Source organism: Neorhizobium descurainiae, from assembly GCF_051400715.1.
GTDB lineage: Bacteria > Pseudomonadota > Alphaproteobacteria > Rhizobiales > Rhizobiaceae > Neorhizobium.
Window position 1 is genome coordinate 13,516 of record NZ_JBLFFK010000021.1, and the last position, 19,077, is coordinate 32,592.

Genomic DNA, 19,077 nt, shown 5'->3' on the forward strand with positions numbered 1-19,077 from the left:
TGCTGTAGTCCTCATACTGTCAGGCCAAGGAGCGTTGCAGCGTTGTCTTGAAAGAGCTTGCGCCGCACCTTTTCCGAGACCTCAAGTTCCTCAAGGATGCGGATCGTCTCGCGGATGTACATTGGGCCGCCTTCCGGATCGAAGGGGGCGTCGGAGGCAAAGAGCACGTTGTCCTCACCGAAGAACTCGATCGCGTGCTTAATCGCCATGCGGGAGCCGAAGCTTGCCGTATCGGCGTAGAAGTCCTTGAAATATTCGAGATGCGGCCGCTTGAGCGAGCGACGGACGGCAGCGAGGTCGCGATCGGTCGTGCGCTTACCCATTTGGTCCCAGCCGGGTCCGACGCGACCTTCGAAGAATGGGATCATGCCACCGGCGTGATGGGTGATGACCTTGAGGCCGGGATATTTGTCGAAAAGGCCGGAGAAGACCATGCGCGCCATCGCCGCAGAGGTCTCGTAGGGCCAACCGAAGGTCCACCAAATCTCGTACTCGGAACGTTTCTCAGTGAGATAATCCGGGAAGTTTTCGCTACGCGCCGGGTGCAACCAGACCGGCTTGCCGACGGAGGCCATGTACTCGAAAAAAGGCCCGTATTCCGGCAGGTCCAGCGGCTTGCCGGCGACATTGGTGAAGATCTGCATGCCGACTGCTCCGAGTTCTTCGACCGCGCGCTCGGCCTCGGCAACGGCTGCGTCTGGATTGTTAAGCGCCGCGGTGCCGATGAAGGCCGGGAAGCGTTCCGGGTATTTCAGGCAGAGTTCGGCCATGGAATCCGAGCCGATGCGACTGAGATCAAGCGCCTTTTCCGGCCCAGCGAGCTTTTCGAGCGGAGGCGAGGCGAGCGACAGGACCTGCTGGTAGTCCTCACCGAACATATCCATAACTTCGAAACGTCGGTCCAGCTCTGTCATCATCGGGACTGCACCCGAGCGCATGGTGATGTCTGTCATCGTGCCGATATGGTCGATCAGTGCGTCGAAGAAGGGCTTCGGCCAGATGTGGTTGAAAATGTCGATCTTTTTCATGCGCGGCCTCCTGTTGAAGACGGATTTCCCCGCTCGTGACCGGAGAGCGAACCGTGCAGATGCGGACCTCGCCGTCCATCTTCCCTCTGAACAAGATGCTGTCACGGCGAGACCATGTCAACTCATTTTCTCTCATCGTGAGATTTTGATCACTCAGATTGATGTCTGCGAGACGCGAGGGCCGCGCTGATGGCACTTGCGGCGAAGCGTACCTGTTCGCCGATCTCATCAATCGTCGTGCCATTGACGAGACTTCCGGAGATCGTGGCACAGAGGCTGGCGATCGGGCTCTGGCCGGCGTCGAAGATCGGGGCGGCTATTCCCACCACACCAGGCGTTACCTCGCCATAAGCTACCGCAAAACCCGCCTTCCTTACGCGCTTCAGGCTTTCTAGGACATCTTCTATGGTATTTCCCAAGCCTACCGCCGTCATGTCTTCCATCGCCCTTTCCACAAGCGGTACTAGATGTCGCTTCGGGAGAAAGGCCATGATTGACCGTCCGATCGCACCGCGGCTTAAGGGCATGGGGCGACCGCGTGGATAGGAGCTGATGGGATTTTTCACCGAACTGCGCGAGTCAACGCAGAGGATTTTCTCGCCATACCAACGAACAAGGAGGGCAGTGCAATTGTATCGTAAGATGAGATTATTAAGATATGGCGCGCCATTTAGGATCAGCGCGTCGGACTTCCTTAGTAAATAGTCCAGTTCGACGATCTTTGGCCCGAGCGTAAAGCCCGTATTTGGCATTGAGGTAAGGAGTCCGGCCTTTTTTAGAATCTTGAGATAGCGATAGAGGGTTGGGCGGCTGTAGCCCAACACCTCCATCATTTCTTCCGGCGTCCATTCGAGACGATCTTCGCTGAAGACCTCCAGAACAGCCTGCAGGCGTTCCAAACTGTTCACGGCGTTCTCAGTCAAGTTCCTGGACGCTCCGCTAGATTTCGTCCACTCATGTAAGCATAGACCATTGCTCCGATGCCGCCTACTAGGCCAACTGCATCTGTATAGACTGCGCCCTGAAACGCATCTGCTGGAATAAGGCTGAGGAGACCGAAGGCAGCGAACAAGCTTCGCAGAAGCGGCGACAGACGGTTGACGAAGTAACCCGACAGCGCCGCAGACACCAGCCAGATCCCAAAGCTTGCGGCCGTGATTGCCCAAATGATGTCAACGGGATCTCCAATCAACAGGAGCGTCGGCGAGTAAACGAACATGAAGGGTATGAAGAAGGCGGACCAGCCGAAGCGTACGGATTCCCATCCCGCTTCATTTGGATCACACCGAGCTATCGTCGCCGCGGCAAATGAAGCCAGCGCGATTGGCGGTGTGATCATCGAGAGCATGCCGTAGTAGAGCACGAACAGATGTGCCGCCATCGGGTTGATGCCCGTCTCCACCATTGCGGGAGCCACAAGTGATGCCAGAAGCAAATAGACCGCCAGGGTCGGAAGTCCGAGGCCGAGGATGAAGCAGACGAAGGCCGACATCAGCAGCAGAACGGTTGAGCTCCCTCCGCCGAATTGCACGAGCCAGTAGGTCAGGTTGAAGCTTAGTCCGCTGATGTTCATGATCCCGATGACGATGCCGGAGGCTGCCGAGATGACAATGATCTCGACAACGGATTCCCCAGTTTCGACAAAGGTGCCGAGGAGACTGCGCAAAGAGGCTCGCATGCCGTCGTAGCCGAACAAGAAGGCGGTTACCACAGCGGAAAGGCATGCTAGCATAGCTGCTCGCTCCGGCTGCCAATTCATCCAGAAAAGGGCGTAAATCATCAGCCCGAAAGCGATCAGGAAGTGGAGCCCGCCAACCACCGTACGCTTGCTCGGGATTTCGTCCTCAGGAGCGCCCTTGATTCCCATCTTCGCGGCCTCAAGATCCGCCTGGATGAACAGCGCACCATAAAACAGAAGCGAAGGCACCAGCGCAGCCAATGCGACATCCGCGTATGGTATCTGCAGGAACTCCGCCATGATGAAGGCGGCGGCACCCATGACGGGCGGCATCAATTGTCCGCCGGTCGATGAAACGGCTTCTATGGCAGCCGCTTTTGCGGCTGGATACTTGTCGCGGATGATCATAGGGATCGTGACCACGCCTGTCGCGACAACGTTTGCGACCGCGGAGCCAGAGATGGAACCGAAGAGGGCGGAGGAGACCACCGCGATCTTCATCGAACCTCCCCGGAAGCGGCCCATGGTCAACAGGGACGCATCGGTGAAGAATTTGGCGCCCCCAGTGACACCGAGCAGAGCTCCAAAGAAGATGAAGGCAACCACGATCGCGGTGGCGACCTCGAGAGACTGGCCGAAAATCCCGTTGGCGTCGTAGGCCATATATCCGGAAAGCGTCTGCCAGTTCTGCGGTCTACCGGCCAGTCGTCCAGGGACAAGGTTTCCGAACAAGCCGTACGCCAGAAAGACTAGCATGATGATCACGAGGGACCAGCCGGTGGTCCGGCGTAGGCCCTCCACGAGCACGACGAGAAGGATGACCCCAGGCACCCATACGCTTGCCGGGCGCATGAAGACCTGGTTGACGCCCGCTGCATAATTCCATGCGATATAGGCGCAGGAAAGACAGGCCAAGACAGCGGCGACAGCGTCATACCACGGCAAAGCGGTCGTGCGCCTTTCTCGGCGGACGGTGAACATCATCAGTGCAAGCGGCAGGGCGAGAGCCACGATTACCGCCAGGAATTGCTGGGGATAATATGACATCCCCAGCATGCGAGGCACGTTAGCCGACCACAGCAGGGCTACTAGCGTTATGGCTACTGCGAGTGTTGCCGCAACCGGCTTCCAAACATGTGCCGGAATTCCGGAACGCCGCCGCTCGGCGCGCTCCGCTTCCATGGCCGTCACTTCTTCCATAGGCCGACTTCCTTATAGAAACGGATGGCTCCGGGATGATATTCGCCGGGGGCTGTTTCACCCACCATGTCCTTTGGCTCAAACTCGCCGAAAGGCGGAAAAGCCGCCTTCATCGTGTTTTTGCTTTCGTAAAGGATCTTGGTCATCTTGTAGACCGCCTCATCGGCGGCGGCGGCGTTCGTAAACACAAGCTGGGGATACGCAATGTATGTTCCCGGCTCTAGAACGCCGGGCGCTGCAGGCCCAGGCTCCATCTTGACGACATATCCCGACTTCCAGTGCTTCTTGATCGCGGCCTTGGCTTCTTCCGTGTCGGGAATGGTCAGCGCCCGCAATCCCCCTACCGACGCGTCTGCTTCCCGCACTTTGCCTGCGCCATGAGCGAAAATGAAGCCAACGCTCTGGCCCGAAATGAAGGCGTCCGCACCCGCCACGACACTTGGAACCGGGACCGGCTGCATGTCAGTACGACTTAGCCCGCCGGTGGCATAAATTGCATCAAGTTGCGGCAGGATGGTCTGCTGCGCCGTATATCCGTCGACCATCGGCTTGCCCTTGAGGTCTGCGATCGTCTTTATGTCGCCGTCGGCCCGCACGAAGATCGCTTCCTTGATCGGCATGATGAGCCCGACGATACGAAGGTTTTCGTTGACGCTGCCCTTGAACCACGCCTCGCCCTTCAGGGCATTGTTGAACTCCTCCAGATTGCCGACACCGAATTCGACGTCGTTTTGGTTGACCAGCGGCATGTACTGGTTTGGGCTGGTTGCCGGCTGAATCGTCGCATTGAGACCAGAATCGTTTGCGGCTTTCGCGACGGCGGTTCCGATGTTGTGGAAGATGGAACCGGGATTTGAGGTGGCGATGCCCACGGTTTGGGCTGATGCACTGCTGATGACGGCAAGACCGGCCGCGAGGGCGGTCGCAAAGAGCTGATGCTTCATGTCGTTCTCCTCCGCTTATTTCCTTCCATCGGCCAGGGGCCGATATAAAATCTCAATAAGAGAGATTATTTTTAGATCATCTCTTGCATTTTGACATTTTACAAGTGCATTTTTGACGGGCGCGAGTTTGGTCGAGACAGCCAGTCGCGCCGCAGGCCATTTCAATGCTTGGGGAACCTCATGAACGTGAAAACCGAAGGAACTGAGGCTAAAACTGTGGTGACGGGGGCGGAATCCCTGCTGTTGGGACTGAAGCGCAATGGCATTGATTACATCTTCGCCAATGCAGGCACCGATTTCCCACCCATCATTGAGGCCTTTGTATTGCTGGACGAAGGTACCGTTCCCAAGCCGATCACGGTCCCACACGAGACCGCGAGCGTTGCCATGGCTCACGGCTATTATCTCGTGACAGGCAAGCCACAGGCGACGATGGTGCATGTCAATGTCGGGCTCGCAAACGCCGTCATGGGCGTGATCAACGCGGCGAGCGATAATGTTCCCGTTGTCGTACTTTCAGGGCGCACGCCGATCACCGAAAGCGGCCGTCGCGGAGCCCGGGTGACGCCCATTCAGTATGGGCAGGAGATGTACGACCAATCCTCAATGGTAAGCGACGTCACCAAATTTCACTATGAGATGCGCTACCCGGAGCAGGGTGAGATCCTTGCGACCCGCGCGACGCGCCTTGCGTTGAGCGAGCCTCGCGGGCCGGTCTACGTCAGCCTCCCGCGAGAGCCTTTAATGGACACCGTTCCACCTACTGCCGGGCAACCGGTCTCTCCGCAAGCGGTATCGTCGATCGCCTATCCCGACCCGGAGGCGATCCGAACGGCTGCTGCCTGGCTTGCCGCGGCTCGCGCGCCGCTCGTCATCTGCCAGCGCAGTGGTCCCGACGGAAGGGCGGCTGCGGAAATCCTTCGATTTGCAGAGGAGTTCGCCATCCCTGTCGCCGAGCCCTACATGGTCCGAAACGTGATGCCGTCGGAGCACCCGATGTTTCTCGGTTATGACGTTAAGGCGCCACTCGAAGAGGCGGACGTCGTGCTGGTAGTCGACAGCGCCATCCCGTGGATGGAGTCGCTCCACCGCCCGGACGGCAATACGCGTATGATTCAGATAGGCCCTGATCCGCATTTCCAGCGCATGCCAATCCGTGGTCATCGCAGCGATCTCGCGATCGTAAGCGATCCGGCTGCGGGCATGGTCGCGCTTCGCGAGGCGGTCCGGCCGTTGGCGGACAATACCGAGGAGCGGCGGAGGGAGATTGCCGCGCAGGCGCAGCAGCGCGTAGAACGAGCTGCTGCGCTGGCGGCGGTGGGCTGCGACAACCCGATGACCGCCAATTGGATGAGCCGCTGCATTTCAGAAGCAATCGACGATCGGGCGGTGATCTTTTCGGAGCTCGGCGTCGTAGCGGAGGCGATGAAGGTGAACGGACCCAACCGCATCTTCAACAACCCGCATTCCGGTGGGCTCGGATGGGCGCTGCCTGCCGCGCTTGGAGCCCAACTCGCCGACCGCAACCGGCTCTGCATCGCCTGCATCGGCGACGGTTCCTACATGTTTGCCAATCCGGTCGCATGCCATCAGATCGCCGAGGCGCTGGAGCTCCCGGTTCTGACGATCGTGAAAAACAACGGCATATGGAACGCGGTGCGCCGTTCCGTCGTCAATAGTTATCCGGAGGGCGCTGCAGTCAAAGCGAACAGGATGCCGCTTGTTTCGCTGGAACCCTCGCCGAACTACCTTCAGATCGCAGCCGCAAGTCGCGCCTACACCGAACGGGTCGAGCACGGTCGAGACCTACCCGCGGCACTCGAGCGCGCGATCGACGTCATCCGCCATGAAAAGCGACAGGCACTTCTGGACCTGAATATCGCGGTCTCGAACGACGGCTGAGCGCCTCGTACTGCTTATTGAACTATCTCATGCCAGTTTGACAGAAGGTAAGTCATGGAAGGGCTTCTGCCCGCGATCCAGATAATTTTGTCGGGTATTTATCGCACGAAACTGAAGAAATGGGCGCCATTTATTCAGATCAATGCTACAGGGCGGGTGCCCTCGGTGCCAGCACATGCAAGGCAAGTTCTGTTACAGATGAACGACCGCGATGTCCAACTCTCGCCAAGAATTCCCGCTTGACGTCCTATACGTCATTGGCCGCAAGCCCCTAGGCAACGATCCGGCCGAGCGCCACGGCATCCGCTCCCAATGCAACGGCGATGTCGCTGCCGCGGCGGATGCCGAAATCGAAGATGATGGTGATGTGTTGCCGACAGCTTCACGGATGGGCTCCAGGGTTTCCAGAGCAGGCGAGCGCGGTCGATGGTGCGGCCGCTGTATTTGGAGCCCTGGAAGCCGATTGAGCCGGCATCTAGGACGGCGTTGGCATTGTGGACTCTGGAGACCCCCTCGACGATGCAGGGGAGACGCGCCTTCCTGATGACGCTTGCGGCCTGAACCAAGATCCAGGGCGGCCGCGTGAAATCGAGAAGCTTCGTGAGTGCCGCCGGATCGGATTTGCCTAGCCGGCAGCTTTGAAGAAGTTTTGGCATTGACACGGAGAAACGGCTGACGATGTCGCCGAGCGCGCTGGTGATGGAATCGAAGTTGCGCGCCGCGCGCTTTCTCAAGAGTGCCTTGAGTTTTGCGAAGATCCTCCGATCGGGTTCAGGTTTGGCGAAAAGGGCGGCGGAAAGAGCAGCCACGCGTCTTTGCCTTGAGTTCGCGGTGCTCCTGTCACGTTTGGATGCTGGTGCGACAGAAGTCAAAGCCAACTGCAGACGTATCAATGAAGCTCTCCCGGTCCCTTTTGACTTTCAGGCGGGCAATCGCCAGGAGCGGCGCAAATGTGGGGATCAGCCTCTATCCCTGGGGCGGTCGAGACTTGCAGGTGCTTATGCGTCATGCAGATCAAGCGCTGCATCCTCGAAAAAGGTCGCGGCGCGGCTGCTGGGAGTGGTTTGTCACTCCAGCCGCATGATCCACCCTCTAAGGTTATTTCCGTGACATTCCGGACGGGACCGGTCGCTAGGTCAATCGACCCGGTGGCGTTATGTCCTCTGCAACAAGACGAACCATGGTGGCAAGATCGGCATCGCCATAGCCCCATCCCTCTGCTTCGGCGAAACTCGCCAAGCTTGCCGTGATGGCGGGAATCGGCACACCGACTTGCTCTGCGAGGGTTACAATCACGCGCGCATCTTTGACGACACCCGACATGGCAAAGCCAACGGCCTTGTTTTCACCGCGGATCACCGGCAGACGGGCCTTGAACGAAGGCGTGGCTGCCGGGCTTCCCTCCAAAATCGAAAGTATTGTTTCGCCGCTCAAGCCTACGGTTCTTCCCAACGTCAGCGCTTCCTTCAACGTTTGCCAGAAACCCATCAGCATCATGTTGTTGACGAGCTTGGCGGCAACGCCATGGCCTAGGGGTCCAACATGAACGATCCGATTAGAAAGAACCTCCGCCACCGGCCTGAAGCGCTGATAATCGGCATCCGTTCCCCCGATATACATGCCGATTGCGCCGGCCCGGACCTGCGACGGCCCCCCGGAAATCGGTGCATCGAGCGCCGAGGCGCCTGACGCCGCAATTGCTGCCATATGCCCCCGCAGGGTTTCCGGGCTGACCGTGCTGGTTTCCACGATCAAGCGCTTTTCAAGGGGCTCGTTGCACAGCGCAGTCAGCATCTGCGAGACCGACGCGTCATCCATGAGCGACGTGATGATAATGTCCGAGGCGGCGGCAAGTTCTGTGATTGTGGCAGCTGCGCGGATGTTGAGGCTTGAAGCCTCATCGGCGCCGATGCCACGTCTGGTCCATCCAGTAACGATGAAGCCTTCAGACGAAAGGCGTTCAGCCATGGCTTTTCCCATGCGGCCCAGCCCGATGATGCCGATCGATTCCTTTTGCATGCACTCTCTCCGCCTATTTTTTTGAAAGACATAGCGCCAATACGCACCAGCGCATTCAGGCGATTGATTGCCACATAGCTTTCGGCAACGCGGCAGCGCTCGTGGCCGCAGCAGGATCTTTCTTGGCGCTGCCATCATCGCGTCCGGAGCCGCAGGTGTTCAAGAAGAATTTGTTCGCTACAGGTTTTCATCACGGTGACACACTGTTGACACGATCTGACGCGGCAGCTGAGGAGCCGACAGGCGTCGTTTGCTTTGCGCCAGAAGCGTCATCTGTACGAGCAACAGCTGCGGTCATTTCCCAGCTTCTTCAGTATTCAATAAAGTCCCGCCGCTCCATTCTCGATGGCCCTTCTCGCCATAGGACTGACTTCGCTTGGGGTGCCTTCGTCTTGTATGGTCGCGAATGCCGCAGATGGTCCTGTACCGGGCTTGAAAGCTTCCGTTATTGCGTTACGGTCATCAGCCGACGCCAGCTCCCGGTATGGAGGCTGATGCGATATTCAGTCATTCCTTCCGGCATGTGAAATTGGGAGACTGGTACATTGGCCAAGGCCGCATTCATGAACTCATTGAAAACCGGGGCAGCCAATCCGCTCCCGCTTCCTGCTCTGCCCAAGCTCTTCGGAGTGTCGAAGCCGATGTAGACGCCGGTCACGAGGTCAGGGGTAAAGCCAACGAACCAAGCATCATTGTTTTCGTTCGTCGTTCCGGTCTTTCCTGCGACAGGTCGGCCAAGTTTCACTCTTCTCGAGGCCGTACCGTCTTCGCGACGCTCTCCATCATTGCCGTGATCTGATATGTCGTCATCGGGTCCAACACCCGTGTGCGAGTATCGTTAAGCTGGGGCTCTTCCTCTGCAATCGAGGCATCGCCATTGCAGTTGATGCATTGCCGCTGGTCTTGCCGGAAGATCGTCTTGCCCGCGCGATCTTGTGTGCGGTCGATGAGGCTTGGAGTGATCTGCATCCCGCCATTGGCAAATACCGAGTACGCCGTCACCATCCTCATCAGCGTGGTTTCCGCAGAGCCGAGAGACATTGAAAGAACAGGACTCCGATGGTCGTAGACCCCCAAGCGTTCGGCATATTCCATGACCGTGTCCATTCCCACAGCGGATGCCAGCTTCGCCGCCATCACGTTTCGGGAGCGCTCGATCCCGTACCGGAGGATAACTGGGCCAGCGTACTCGTCCGCATCGTTTTTCGGCGACCAAGTTTGATTGCCTAAGTGGAACTCCACAGGTTCATCGCGGATGACGGTGGCAGGCGAGAAGCCGTTGTCGAGCGCGGCCGCATAGACGACAGGCTTGAAGGTTGAGCCTGGCTGGCGGAATGCCTGCGTTGCTCGATTGAATTGTGATTGGCCGTAGGAGAACCCACCGATCATAGCCACTACACGTCCGGTCTGCGGCTGCATCGCCACAAGCGCACCTTGGACTTCCGGAAGCTGTCGCAACCGATAGTCCCCCGAACTCTGCTTTTCGACTATAATGATGTCTCCGGTTCGAAGAAAGTCGGCTGGTTTCTTCTTACCCGATGCCCACCGCATGCCATCTAGTGCCAGGCGCGCATGCTGTTCATCCGGGTTTAGTAGCTCGATCTCGACACCATAGTTGTCTACTGCGGTGACCTCAGCGGTCCTCCAGCCTGGCACTCCCAGATCGAGGTCAAGCTTCGCCGGATCGGCCGACCCGGACGAATTTTGACCGATGTGGCGGAGAGGCCCACGATAGCCGCGCCGTTCATCATATGCTACGAGGGCGTCTTGGAGAGCGCGTCGCCCCTCCCTCTGGAGGGCAGGATCGAGGGTGGTCCTTATCGCGAGCCCACCCTCATAGAGGACTTTTTCGCCGAATTGCTTGAGTATCGTCCTGCGGGCTTCATCAATGAAGTAACCGGCCTCAGCAAAGCGCGTTGCCGCTTGTGGCTGGGCTACGCCAAGGGATTTGCTCTTCTCGACTTCCCAAGCTCCGCATCGACATAGCCATTCTCGACCATGCGGTCGATGACCCAGTTTCTCCGTTCAATAGCTGCATCGGGGTAGACAAAGGGGTTATAGTTGGCTGGTCCCTTCGGGAGCGCGGCCAAGTACGCGGCGTCTGGGATTGAGAGATCGCTGACGGCTTTCCCGAAGTAGGTCAATGCCGCCTGTGCGATCCCATAGGAGCGCTGCCCGAAGAAAATCTGGTTCAGATAGAGTTCAAGGATCTGATCCTTCGTGAAGGTGCTCTCGATGCGCAGAGAGAGAAGCGCCTCTTTCGCCTTACGAGCAAACGTCTGGTCAGAAGTCAGCAGCAGGTTCTTCGCTACCTGCTGCGTGATGGTAGATGCTCCTACCATGCGGCGCTCACTTCCCAGGTTCATTAGGTTTACGAGGATTGCCCTCGCAAGCCCCCTGAAATCCAGACCGGAGTGTTCGAAGAAGCCTTTATCCTCGGCGGAAACGAAGGCAGCGACTACCTGCTTGGGGACAGCCTGAATCGGAATGAAGAGGCGAGGCTCCGTAGCGAATTCGCCTATGACCTCTCCATTGGCGGCATACATCCGAGACTTGAGCGGCGGCGCGTAGTTCTCCAGGGCGTGGTAATCGGGGAGACTGTCGCTGATGGGCGATACCGCGATAGCCATCACAGCGCCGGCAATCAGCATGACAATACACAGTGTGGAAAACAAATAGCCGATCAGTCTCAACAGGGAGTGCCTCATTCATGAAGTGGCCTCTGTCGGCCGCCAGACATGGCCATAGAACCGCGAGCTTGCTAATGCAACACAAAGTGCATTAAGAGCTTAGAAAGCATCTAACGCTACACACATCGCATTAACAATGGTTGCGGTTTTTTGACCTCCGTACGGCGACGAGCGGTGGCTTAGACTTCGCGTTTTTAGTAGGGACAACTGGATGGTCACGCTTCCTCGACTCCATGCTCTACGGAGCAAGGCGCATTTTGCGCTGGTAAAGTCTGGCAGCAAAAGTTTAGTTGGCGCACGAAAGCGCCGCACCTCGCAGGCTCGTCAACGCCTGGTCGTGCTGATCGGCTTCTTCCTCTGCACATACGCAGTTATTGGCGCTCGGCTTGTTCAGTATGGGATGGCCAAGGAGGACCTTATGACGGCAAGCATCGGCAACAATGGCAGCCACGCTGCTTCCCGTCCCGATATTTTTGATCGCAATGGTGAGCTGCTTGCGACCGATCTCAACATGGTCTCGCTTTACGCTGAACCGCGCCGCATCGTCGATGTGGATGAAGCCGTTGAGAAGCTTGCTAGTGTCATTCCTGAGTTGGACTGGGCGGAAACCCATAGGAAGCTCATGTCGAAAAGCGGCTTTCAGTGGCTTAGGCGCCAACTTACACCAAGGCAGCAAGCCGGCATTATGAAGTTAGGAGTTCCAGGGATTGGCTTTCGTCCCGAAAAGCGACGGTTCTATCCCGGCGGTCCGACCGCGGCTCATATCCTGGGCTATGTCAACATCGATAACCAGGGGTTGGCGGGGATGGAGCGTTATATTGACCAGCAGGGTCTCTCTGCCTTGCGAGCAGCAGGGTTGACAACCGACGTGCCGCTCTCGCCCATACGTCTGTCGATCGACCTACGCGTCCAGAACATCGTTCACGAAATCGTGGCTGATTCCAAAGTGGCTTATCAGGCCGAGGCAGCCGGCGCGGTGATCCTGGATGTTGCGACGGGTGAAGTTCTTGCAATGGTGTCCGTCCCCGACTTCAATCCTAACGAACCCTCCCGCACCTTGCCGGACGGAAGCGTTGACAAAGAATACGAAAAGGGTTGGTTCAATCGAATGAGCAACGCCACCTTTGAGATGGGTTCGACGTTCAAGAGCTTCACCCTCGCCATGGGTCTGGATCTGGATAAGATCACGCTGAACAGCGTAGTGGATGCCAGCAAACCATATCGGCTTGCAGGATTCACGATCCACGACGACCATGGCCAAGGACGTGCTCTTACTGTGCCTGAGGTGTTCCAGTATTCCTCCAATATCGGGACCGCGACGATCGCCGCCAAAGTGGAACTCCCGGACCATCAGGCTTTTCTGACGAAGCTCGGTCTCTTGTCGAAAATGACCACCGAGCTGCCTGAGGTAGCGACACCGACGCAACCGCGTCCATGGAGGAAGATCAATCAGGCGACGATCTCGTTCGGACATGGCGTGGCGACGACGCCTCTTCAAACCGCGGTCGCCGGAGCTGCTCTGATCAATGGTGGAAAACTCATTGAGCCCACCTTCCTCCCCAGAACGGCGGCCGAAGCCGATGCCACAGCGGTTCAGGTTATCAAGCCTTCCACCAGTGCGAATATGCGGTTTCTTTTTCACTGGAACGGCGTAAAGGGGTCGGGTCGCAGCGCTCAAGTCCCTGGCTTCAACGTCGGGGGAAAGACAGGTACAGCCGACAAGGTTATCAACGGCCGGTATGCCGCTCATCTGAACTTCAATGCATTCCTGGCGGGCTTCCCAATCGACAGGCCTCGCTATGTCGTTCTCACGGTCATCGACGCTCCCCTCACCGGTGAAAAAGGCGGCCGGCTTGCTGCCTATACCGCCGCCCCCATGGCGAAGGAGATCATTAGCAGGACTGCCGCACTGCTCGGAGTCCAGCCGCGGTTCGGAGAAGGCGAGGGCCAATTGCTTGTTAACTACTGAGCATCGTTCTCGTAGAGGACATAATCCCTAATTGAAGGCTGGCTGTTGAAAGGGAGCATAACGCCCGGCGAATTGAGCCCATTGCCGATCAGCTCTAACTGATAGTCCTTGGTAATAGACTGGCCGGTGAAAAAGATACGGTATACGATTGGCGCGAAGATCAAGTCCATCAGTCGGTCGGGTACCGGAACGGGCTCGTCTCTCCTGGCGCATCGGGCCGCAAAGCAGGCTAGGTTCTGATACACATATCCCGCGGCCGTTTGCGCTAAGCCCACGTTGTTGATGCGTTCGCGGAAAAGTGCGTGTCCCGGACCAGAAGAGATATCGTCAACCAGCTGTTCCAACCAAACTTCGAGATCACCTCGCAAGCTTCCCGTGTCAGTGGGGATACTGTCAGGCAAAAATCGCTCCCTCGCCACGTCTTCCAGGAGCTGCTGAAGCGACCCCCAACGCCGGTAAATGGTGGAGGGTGGGACGTCGGCACGCGCTGCAATGAGCGCGACTGTGAGTTCCTCACCATGCTGTTCGTCCATCAGCTCTCGAACGGCCTTGTGGACCGTGATCTGAATACGTTCGCTTCGCCCACCTGGCCTTATAAGTGTCCGCGCCAACTATGCCTCCGTTTTTAAGACAGATGCTTTAGCACAGCACGCTGCAGTCGCGCGCGCAATCGAGGAAATTTATTGCCGCCGTGAACGATCTACAATCACCGCCGTCCATGATCATGCGCGAGGGATTTGCCGTCAGCGGAACGTTCCTGCCTCTTGGAAGGCCGTGAAAGTCGGATTGATTAGGCAGAGCGGCAGAAGCTGACCAAAACCCGAATAGGTACGCGTGCCGCACGCCAGCGATACTTTCCTCGTTCCAATTTTTTCGTGAACAGGCAGGCCCCCTGACCATCATGCCAGATCAATTTTATCAGATCGCCGCGGCGGCCTCGGAAGCAGAACAGATGACCGCCACAGGATCATGCTTCAGCACCTCCCGCACACGCAGTGCCAGCGACGGGAATCCGCACCGCATGTCCGTGTAGCCCGTCGCCAGCCAAACCCGAACGCCTGCCGGAATCGGGATCATCGCAGAGCCTCAAGACCCTGGATGATGCGCAGCAAGGCATCGACGTCGACATTGCGGTCGACAATGACGCGACGCCCATTTGCGCTAAGTACCTCCATGCGCCCGTCCGCCGACAAACTTGGCGAGACAGGCGTCGGCACGGGCGACTCCGGCACGACAAGCGCAGGCACACAGCCATCAAAATCACTGCCGGCAAGCCGACCTTCCCGATATGCGCGCCGCCACGTATTCAACAGCGAGCGCGAAAGCCCGTATTTGCGCGCCGTCGCCGACCCAAGTCGCGGAGCTGAGTAGCTTTCCTCGACAATCCGCAGCCGCGCCGCATCCGTAAATTCGCGCCGCCGACCAAGTTCGATGATGTCTAGCCGGCTCACATCTGGCCGGCAATTGTCCTTATATACGTCCATAAGGACAATCGGCCACATTCAAATCAAACCGACAAGGCGGCCCACGCCGGATGCGTACTCTGGTCCGATATCATTTTCCCTGATCAGGACATTGTGTTCCCGAGAGGGGCGTGGCTCTGAAGGCAGGGCCTCAGGTAAGTTCTGCCGTTCATGAGCGCCCCTTAATCGGATTGTCATGCGCTGTGGTTCGACCGCTGATCGAGATCTGCTACGGTATGGTCGTCCCAAAGGGCACGCCGGTGCTTCTATCCCAACGCGCCAGAACGCCCATGGCCACAAGGCGCGACAAACGATACAACGGTGGGGACCAAGGGAAACCCTGGTCCCTGATACAGGTCACTTAACCAGGCCAGCCTTCTTGCTGAGCTCCGCCAGAATTCCAGCCGAGTCTTTCACCAGTGCTTCTGTCGCAGCACTGTCCTTATAGGCATATCCCACCGCAACAGCGTTATATCCCTCTTTGAGGGCAGGGTCCTTCATGGTGTCGGCAAGGATTTTCTCCCAGCCGGCTGCGATTTCTGCCGGGGTATCCTTTGGAAGGACCAAAGCGCGCCAAACCGACAGTCCGACATCCACACCGCTTTGCCTGAAGCTTGGGACATTACCGAACCCTTCAGGTGCGGCCTCTCCATTGTGAGCGATGACCTTCAATTCACCGCTATCGACCTGGGCTTTTATCTCTGATGGGTAGAGAAGGCCGACACCGATGTCGCCCGAAAGGATCCCGAGAAGAATCTGACGGCCACCCTTGATCGGGATGCGGCGGAATTTCGCACCAGAGGCTTCCTCAAGTGCGAAGCGGACATAATCCTGATTGCCCCAATTGCCGGAAACTCCGAGATTGATGGTTTCCGGCTCAGCCTTCGCCTTTGCGAGTAAACCTTTCAAATCAAGATTGGCAAGTGGGCCTTTGGCGGAGACGACGAGAAGATTGGGATCCTCGGAAATCTCGCCGACGTATTTGAACGACGTTCCGTCATACTGGACATTTTCCAAACGGTACTTATCGGTGACGAGCGAGGTGGAGACCTGGCCAAGCGTCTGGCCATCCGTCTTGGCCTTCATCATCTCGTTATAGGCGACTACGCCACCGCCGGCAGGCTGGTTGACGACGACGATGGATTGACCGGCGTATTTTTCCATCACCTTGGCCAGCGCGCGGGCATTGGTGTCGTGGCCGCCTCCTGGTGTCGAAGGCACGATGAGGGTGACCGGCCCGTTGGGCTTCCAGTCTGCCGCCATCGAGGGGATGGCAAGCGCCAGAACGGAGAGCACGGTGGCCGTCGTGAGTTTGGAAATCTTCATATTAACCTCCCGGGTGAAGTGGATGGCCGGCATTTGCCGCCGGCCGGATTGATCAATCGTAACGCTTGCGGAACAGGGGGCGCAGTTCGGAGATCGGCCGCTTGGCGCGGATGAGGTCCCGCATCACGTCTTCGGCCTTTTCGATGGCGATGGCCTGCTCCAGCACGGTGTCGACCAGTTCGTAGGGGACAGCGCAGAAACCGCTGTCGTCGGCGACGATCAGGTCGCCCGGGTAGACGACGATGTCGTGCACGGTGACTGGGCCGTTGATCTCGATCGCTTCCATGCGGAATTTGCCGGTGATCGGTGTCAGCCCCTTGCACCAGACCGGGTAGTCAAGCTCGTGAACCGCGTTCAGGTCGCGGATTGCGCCATTGACGATTGCGCCGACGAAGCCGGTGGTTTTGGCGACGAGGCAGGATTGGCCACCCATGTTCGAGACTTCGAGATTGCCGCCGAAATCAGAAACGAGGACATCTCCCGGCTCGCCCATGTAATAGACTTCGCGGGTCGACATCTTGATAGGGTCCTTGTCATGCGCGCCTTGGGTCGGGGTTTTCCGCTCGGGGATGCTGCGCAATGTGACGGCCGTTCCGGCGATCTTGCGACCAGTCAGCAAGGGTTTTATATGGCTGGCGGCAACGGTGCCGCGGATGCCGAAGCTGTCGAGGATGTCAGAAACCGTCGTGGTAAGGTCCGCGAGCGCGAGATACTTGTCCGTCGTTTCTTTGGGCACCCGCGGGAACTTGATCTTCTTGATCCGCTCTGGAGGGACCTGGCCCCAGATGCGACCGGCCGCCTTGTATTCTTCGTATTCTTCCGCGACGGACTGGGACGAAGCCATAGCTTTTTCTGCGAGAGTCATCAGCATATTTCCTTTCTTTGGTAAGCTCAGTCTTCTTGAAACGCCGCTTCGCGTTTCTGGCGGAACCGAGGGGAGAGGAGCAGGATCAATAGAATCGCGGCGAGAGCGAGCAGTCCTCCGCTGACGGGCCTTGTGAGGAAGGCAGCAAAGTCACCCGCCGAGATCAGCAATGCCCGGCGGAAATTGTCTTCCAGTATCGGCCCGAGGATGAACCCAAGCAGCAGGGGCGCCGCCTCGAACTCCAGCTTGCTCAGGATGTAACCGAGCAACCCGAAACCGATCATCATATAGATCGCGAATGTGGAATTCTGGATGCTGAACACGCCGACTGTCACGAAAACGAGGATTGCTGGATAGAGCAGCCGGTATGGGATCTTCAGCATCTTCACCCAAATGCCGATCATCGGCAGGTTCAGGATGACGAGCATCACGTTTCCGACCCACATTGAGGCGATAAGGCCCCAGAAGAGCTCAGGATTGCTGCTCATGACCTGCGGGCCGGGCTGGATGTTATGGATCATCATCGCGCCCATCAGGAGGGCGGTCGTAGCATTCGCCGGTATGCCGAGCGTCAGCATTGGCACGAAGGAGCTTTGCGCGGCCGCGTTGTTGGCGCTTTCCGGCGCGGCAACGCCCTCGATCGCCCCCTTGCCGAATTCTTGCGGATGCTTGGATAGGCGTTTCTCGATCGTGTAGGCAGCGAACGAGGACAGCAGCGCGCCACCGCCGGGCAGAATGCCCAGGATGGAGCCGAGCGCCGTTCCGCGCAGCACGGCTGGCGCGGAACGGCGCACATCGTCCCTCGTCAGCATCAGACTATCGATCCGGCTCGTCACCAGCTCGCGATTGGCCGCCTTCTCAAGGTTCCTCAGGATCTCCGTAATGCCGAAGACGCCCATTGCGACCACGACGAAGTCAATGCCTTCGGACAGTTCAAAAATGCCAAATGTGTAGCGCTCCGCGCCGGAATTGATGTCGGTTCCGATCGTTCCGAGCAGCAAGCCGAAAACGACCATGGCGATGGCCTTGACTGCCGATCCCGATGCAAGCACCACGGCGGCGATCAGGCCTAGAACCATCAGCGAAAAGTATTCGGCGGCGCCGAAGCCGACGGCCACAGAAGCGAGCGACGGCGCAACGGCGGCGAGTAGCAGCGTGCCGACGCATCCGGCAAACAGTGATCCAAGCGCCGCAACGGTAAGCGCCTGACCCGCCCGCCCGTTGCGGGCCATCTGGTATCCGTCGAGGCAAGTGACAACCGAGGAAGCCTCACCAGGCAGGTTGACGAGGATGGCGGTAGTGGAGCCGCCGTATTGGGCGCCGTAATAGATGCCGGCCAGCATGATAAGCGCCGACGTTGGCTCCAGCGCGTAGGTGATGGGCAGCAGCATGGCGACTGTCGCCACTGGACCAAGCCCGGGCAAAATGCCGATCAACGTGCCGACGATCGCACCGACCAGGCAGTAGATGATGTTGTCGAAGGTGAAGGCGACCCCGAAGCCCAAAGCAAGATTGTTGAACAGATCCATCACAGCCATTCCGGAAGCAGCGGCATGGGCAGCCCTAGGACTTCGATGAAGATGATCCCGGTCACGACCGAGATCACAAGGGCGGAGATGACGACCTCGACGGGGCGGCGATCGCTTGCCGCCGTGCCACCGACAACTACCAGCAAGGCGCAGGCGACGAGATAACCAAAGCTCGACAGGGTCAGCGCAAAGAGCGCAATTCCCCCTAGCACCATGATTGTCGGCAGCAGCGCGAAGGTCGCGAACGGGTTCGCTTCGCTTTCGGAGCGCAGGCCGCTAATTGTCAGCGTCAATCCCAGCAAAGCCAGCAAAGCCGCGAGGGAAAACGGCACAAAGCCCGGCCCCATCATGTCAAAGGTACCAAACTCGTAGTTTCTGCCTCCAATCAGGAAGAACACGGACACGAGCAACAGCAACAATCCTGACTGTACGTCTTTGTTGCGTAAAAGAATCTGCATAGTCTC

15 protein-coding genes and 3 pseudogenes are annotated in these 19,077 nt (G+C 58.1%); 3 read left to right on the forward strand and 15 right to left on the reverse strand.

Going from position 1 to position 19,077, the window contains the following annotated elements; all coding sequences use genetic code 11:
• Positions 1-11: 11 nt before the first annotated feature.
• From ACMGE0_RS26645 to ACMGE0_RS26660, 4 genes are all read right to left on the reverse strand, one after another.
• Entirely contained in the window at positions 12-1,028 is a 1,017-nt protein-coding gene (locus tag ACMGE0_RS26645) for an amidohydrolase family protein (RefSeq protein WP_436818910.1), read from the reverse strand.
• Between the two features lie 149 nt (positions 1,029-1,177).
• Positions 1,178-1,936, reverse strand: coding sequence for an IclR family transcriptional regulator (locus tag ACMGE0_RS26650; protein ID WP_436818911.1), 759 nt, complete (start codon positions 1,934-1,936; stop codon positions 1,178-1,180).
• Positions 1,937-1,947: 11 nt separating this feature from the next.
• Complete coding sequence (locus ACMGE0_RS26655; protein WP_436818912.1) at positions 1,948-3,906, reverse strand: TRAP transporter permease; 1,959 nt, start codon at positions 3,904-3,906, stop codon at positions 1,948-1,950.
• Complete coding sequence (locus tag ACMGE0_RS26660) at positions 3,894-4,850, reverse strand: TAXI family TRAP transporter solute-binding subunit (RefSeq protein ID WP_436818913.1); 957 nt, start codon at positions 4,848-4,850, stop codon at positions 3,894-3,896. The genes ACMGE0_RS26655 and ACMGE0_RS26660 overlap by 13 nt, the downstream gene beginning before the upstream one ends.
• Before the next feature lie 180 nt (positions 4,851-5,030).
• Between ACMGE0_RS26660 and ACMGE0_RS26665 the strand changes: the two genes are divergently transcribed.
• Together ACMGE0_RS26665 and ACMGE0_RS26670 are read left to right on the forward strand one after the other, a co-directional pair.
• Positions 5,031-6,752: a thiamine pyrophosphate-requiring protein gene (locus tag ACMGE0_RS26665; RefSeq protein ID WP_436818914.1), complete on the forward strand. Its 1,722-nt coding sequence runs from the start codon at positions 5,031-5,033 to the stop codon at positions 6,750-6,752.
• A gap of 54 nt (positions 6,753-6,806) precedes the next feature.
• A complete protein-coding gene (locus tag ACMGE0_RS26670) occupies positions 6,807-6,995 on the forward strand; it encodes a hypothetical protein (RefSeq protein ID WP_436818915.1) in 189 nt (62 codons plus the stop codon).
• Between the two features lie 11 nt (positions 6,996-7,006).
• Here ACMGE0_RS26670 and ACMGE0_RS26675 read toward each other — a convergent pair whose 3' ends face one another.
• The 3 genes and pseudogenes from ACMGE0_RS26675 to ACMGE0_RS26685 form a co-directional block, all read right to left on the reverse strand.
• On the reverse strand, positions 7,007-7,561 hold the full coding sequence (locus ACMGE0_RS26675) for a hypothetical protein (protein ID WP_436818916.1): 555 nt from the start codon (positions 7,559-7,561) through the stop codon (positions 7,007-7,009).
• 322 nt (positions 7,562-7,883) lie between these two features.
• Positions 7,884-8,909, reverse strand: coding sequence for an NAD(P)-dependent oxidoreductase (locus tag ACMGE0_RS26680; protein WP_436818917.1), 1,026 nt, complete (start codon positions 8,907-8,909; stop codon positions 7,884-7,886).
• A gap of 179 nt (positions 8,910-9,088) precedes the next feature.
• Positions 9,089-11,467: pseudogene (locus ACMGE0_RS26685) on the reverse strand (penicillin-binding protein 1A).
• A 205-nt stretch (positions 11,468-11,672) separates the two neighbouring features.
• On the opposite strand from ACMGE0_RS26685, the gene ACMGE0_RS26690 reads away from it, so the two are divergent.
• Entirely contained in the window at positions 11,673-13,430 is a 1,758-nt protein-coding gene (locus tag ACMGE0_RS26690) for a peptidoglycan D,D-transpeptidase FtsI family protein (protein ID WP_436818918.1), read from the forward strand.
• Here the strand turns inward: ACMGE0_RS26690 and ACMGE0_RS26695 are convergent.
• From ACMGE0_RS26695 to ACMGE0_RS26730, 8 genes and pseudogenes are all read right to left on the reverse strand, one after another.
• Positions 13,424-13,963, reverse strand: coding sequence for a TetR/AcrR family transcriptional regulator (locus tag ACMGE0_RS26695; protein WP_436818919.1), 540 nt, complete (start codon positions 13,961-13,963; stop codon positions 13,424-13,426). The genes ACMGE0_RS26690 and ACMGE0_RS26695 overlap by 7 nt on opposite strands.
• A 257-nt stretch (positions 13,964-14,220) precedes the next feature.
• Positions 14,221-14,507 (reverse strand): annotated as a pseudogene (tnpB, locus tag ACMGE0_RS26700) (IS66 family insertion sequence element accessory protein TnpB).
• Entirely contained in the window at positions 14,504-14,914 is a 411-nt protein-coding gene (tnpA, locus tag ACMGE0_RS26705) for an IS66-like element accessory protein TnpA (RefSeq protein ID WP_436818920.1), read from the reverse strand. Before tnpA ends, tnpB begins: the two are co-directional and overlap by 4 nt.
• Positions 14,915-15,015: 101 nt before the next feature.
• Positions 15,016-15,113, reverse strand: a pseudogene (locus tag ACMGE0_RS26710) (SGNH/GDSL hydrolase family protein); the annotation flags it as partial.
• Between the two features lie 137 nt (positions 15,114-15,250).
• Complete coding sequence (locus tag ACMGE0_RS26715; protein ID WP_436818921.1) at positions 15,251-16,219, reverse strand: Bug family tripartite tricarboxylate transporter substrate binding protein; 969 nt, start codon at positions 16,217-16,219, stop codon at positions 15,251-15,253.
• A 52-nt stretch (positions 16,220-16,271) separates the two neighbouring features.
• Positions 16,272-17,084 carry an RraA family protein gene (locus ACMGE0_RS26720; RefSeq protein ID WP_436818922.1) on the reverse strand — a complete coding sequence of 271 codons (813 nt, stop codon included), beginning with the start codon at positions 17,082-17,084 and terminating at the stop codon, positions 16,272-16,274.
• 26 nt (positions 17,085-17,110) lie between these two features.
• Positions 17,111-18,613, reverse strand: coding sequence for a tripartite tricarboxylate transporter permease (locus ACMGE0_RS26725; RefSeq protein WP_436818923.1), 1,503 nt, complete (start codon positions 18,611-18,613; stop codon positions 17,111-17,113).
• On the reverse strand, positions 18,613-19,071 hold the full coding sequence (locus ACMGE0_RS26730) for a tripartite tricarboxylate transporter TctB family protein (RefSeq protein WP_436818924.1): 459 nt from the start codon (positions 19,069-19,071) through the stop codon (positions 18,613-18,615). The genes ACMGE0_RS26725 and ACMGE0_RS26730 overlap by 1 nt, the downstream gene beginning before the upstream one ends.
• Between the last annotated feature and the right edge of the window lie 6 nt (positions 19,072-19,077).

What these genes read in the sequence shown, in the direction of transcription:
- ACMGE0_RS26645 (WP_436818910.1), bottom strand. Translation starts at nt 1,028, where the DNA reads ATGAAAAAGATCGACATTTTCAACCACATCTGGCCGAAGCCCTTCTTC.
- ACMGE0_RS26655 (WP_436818912.1), bottom strand. Translation starts at nt 3,906, where the DNA reads ATGGAAGAAGTGACGGCCATGGAAGCGGAGCGCGCCGAGCGGCGGCGT.
- ACMGE0_RS26660 (WP_436818913.1), bottom strand. Translation starts at nt 4,850, where the DNA reads ATGAAGCATCAGCTCTTTGCGACCGCCCTCGCGGCCGGTCTTGCCGTC.
- ACMGE0_RS26665 (WP_436818914.1), top strand. Translation starts at nt 5,031, where the DNA reads ATGAACGTGAAAACCGAAGGAACTGAGGCTAAAACTGTGGTGACGGGG.
- ACMGE0_RS26670 (WP_436818915.1), top strand. Translation starts at nt 6,807, where the DNA reads ATGGAAGGGCTTCTGCCCGCGATCCAGATAATTTTGTCGGGTATTTAT.
- ACMGE0_RS26680 (WP_436818917.1), bottom strand. Translation starts at nt 8,909, where the DNA reads ATGATGGCAGCGCCAAGAAAGATCCTGCTGCGGCCACGAGCGCTGCCG.
- ACMGE0_RS26690 (WP_436818918.1), top strand. Translation starts at nt 11,673, where the DNA reads ATGGTCACGCTTCCTCGACTCCATGCTCTACGGAGCAAGGCGCATTTT.
- ACMGE0_RS26695 (WP_436818919.1), bottom strand. Translation starts at nt 13,963, where the DNA reads ATGGACGAACAGCATGGTGAGGAACTCACAGTCGCGCTCATTGCAGCG.
- tnpA (WP_436818920.1), bottom strand. Translation starts at nt 14,914, where the DNA reads ATGGACGTATATAAGGACAATTGCCGGCCAGATGTGAGCCGGCTAGAC.
- ACMGE0_RS26715 (WP_436818921.1), bottom strand. Translation starts at nt 16,219, where the DNA reads ATGAAGATTTCCAAACTCACGACGGCCACCGTGCTCTCCGTTCTGGCG.
- ACMGE0_RS26720 (WP_436818922.1), bottom strand. Translation starts at nt 17,084, where the DNA reads ATGACTCTCGCAGAAAAAGCTATGGCTTCGTCCCAGTCCGTCGCGGAA.
- ACMGE0_RS26725 (WP_436818923.1), bottom strand. Translation starts at nt 18,613, where the DNA reads ATGGATCTGTTCAACAATCTTGCTTTGGGCTTCGGGGTCGCCTTCACC.
- ACMGE0_RS26730 (WP_436818924.1), bottom strand. Translation starts at nt 19,071, where the DNA reads ATGCAGATTCTTTTACGCAACAAAGACGTACAGTCAGGATTGTTGCTG.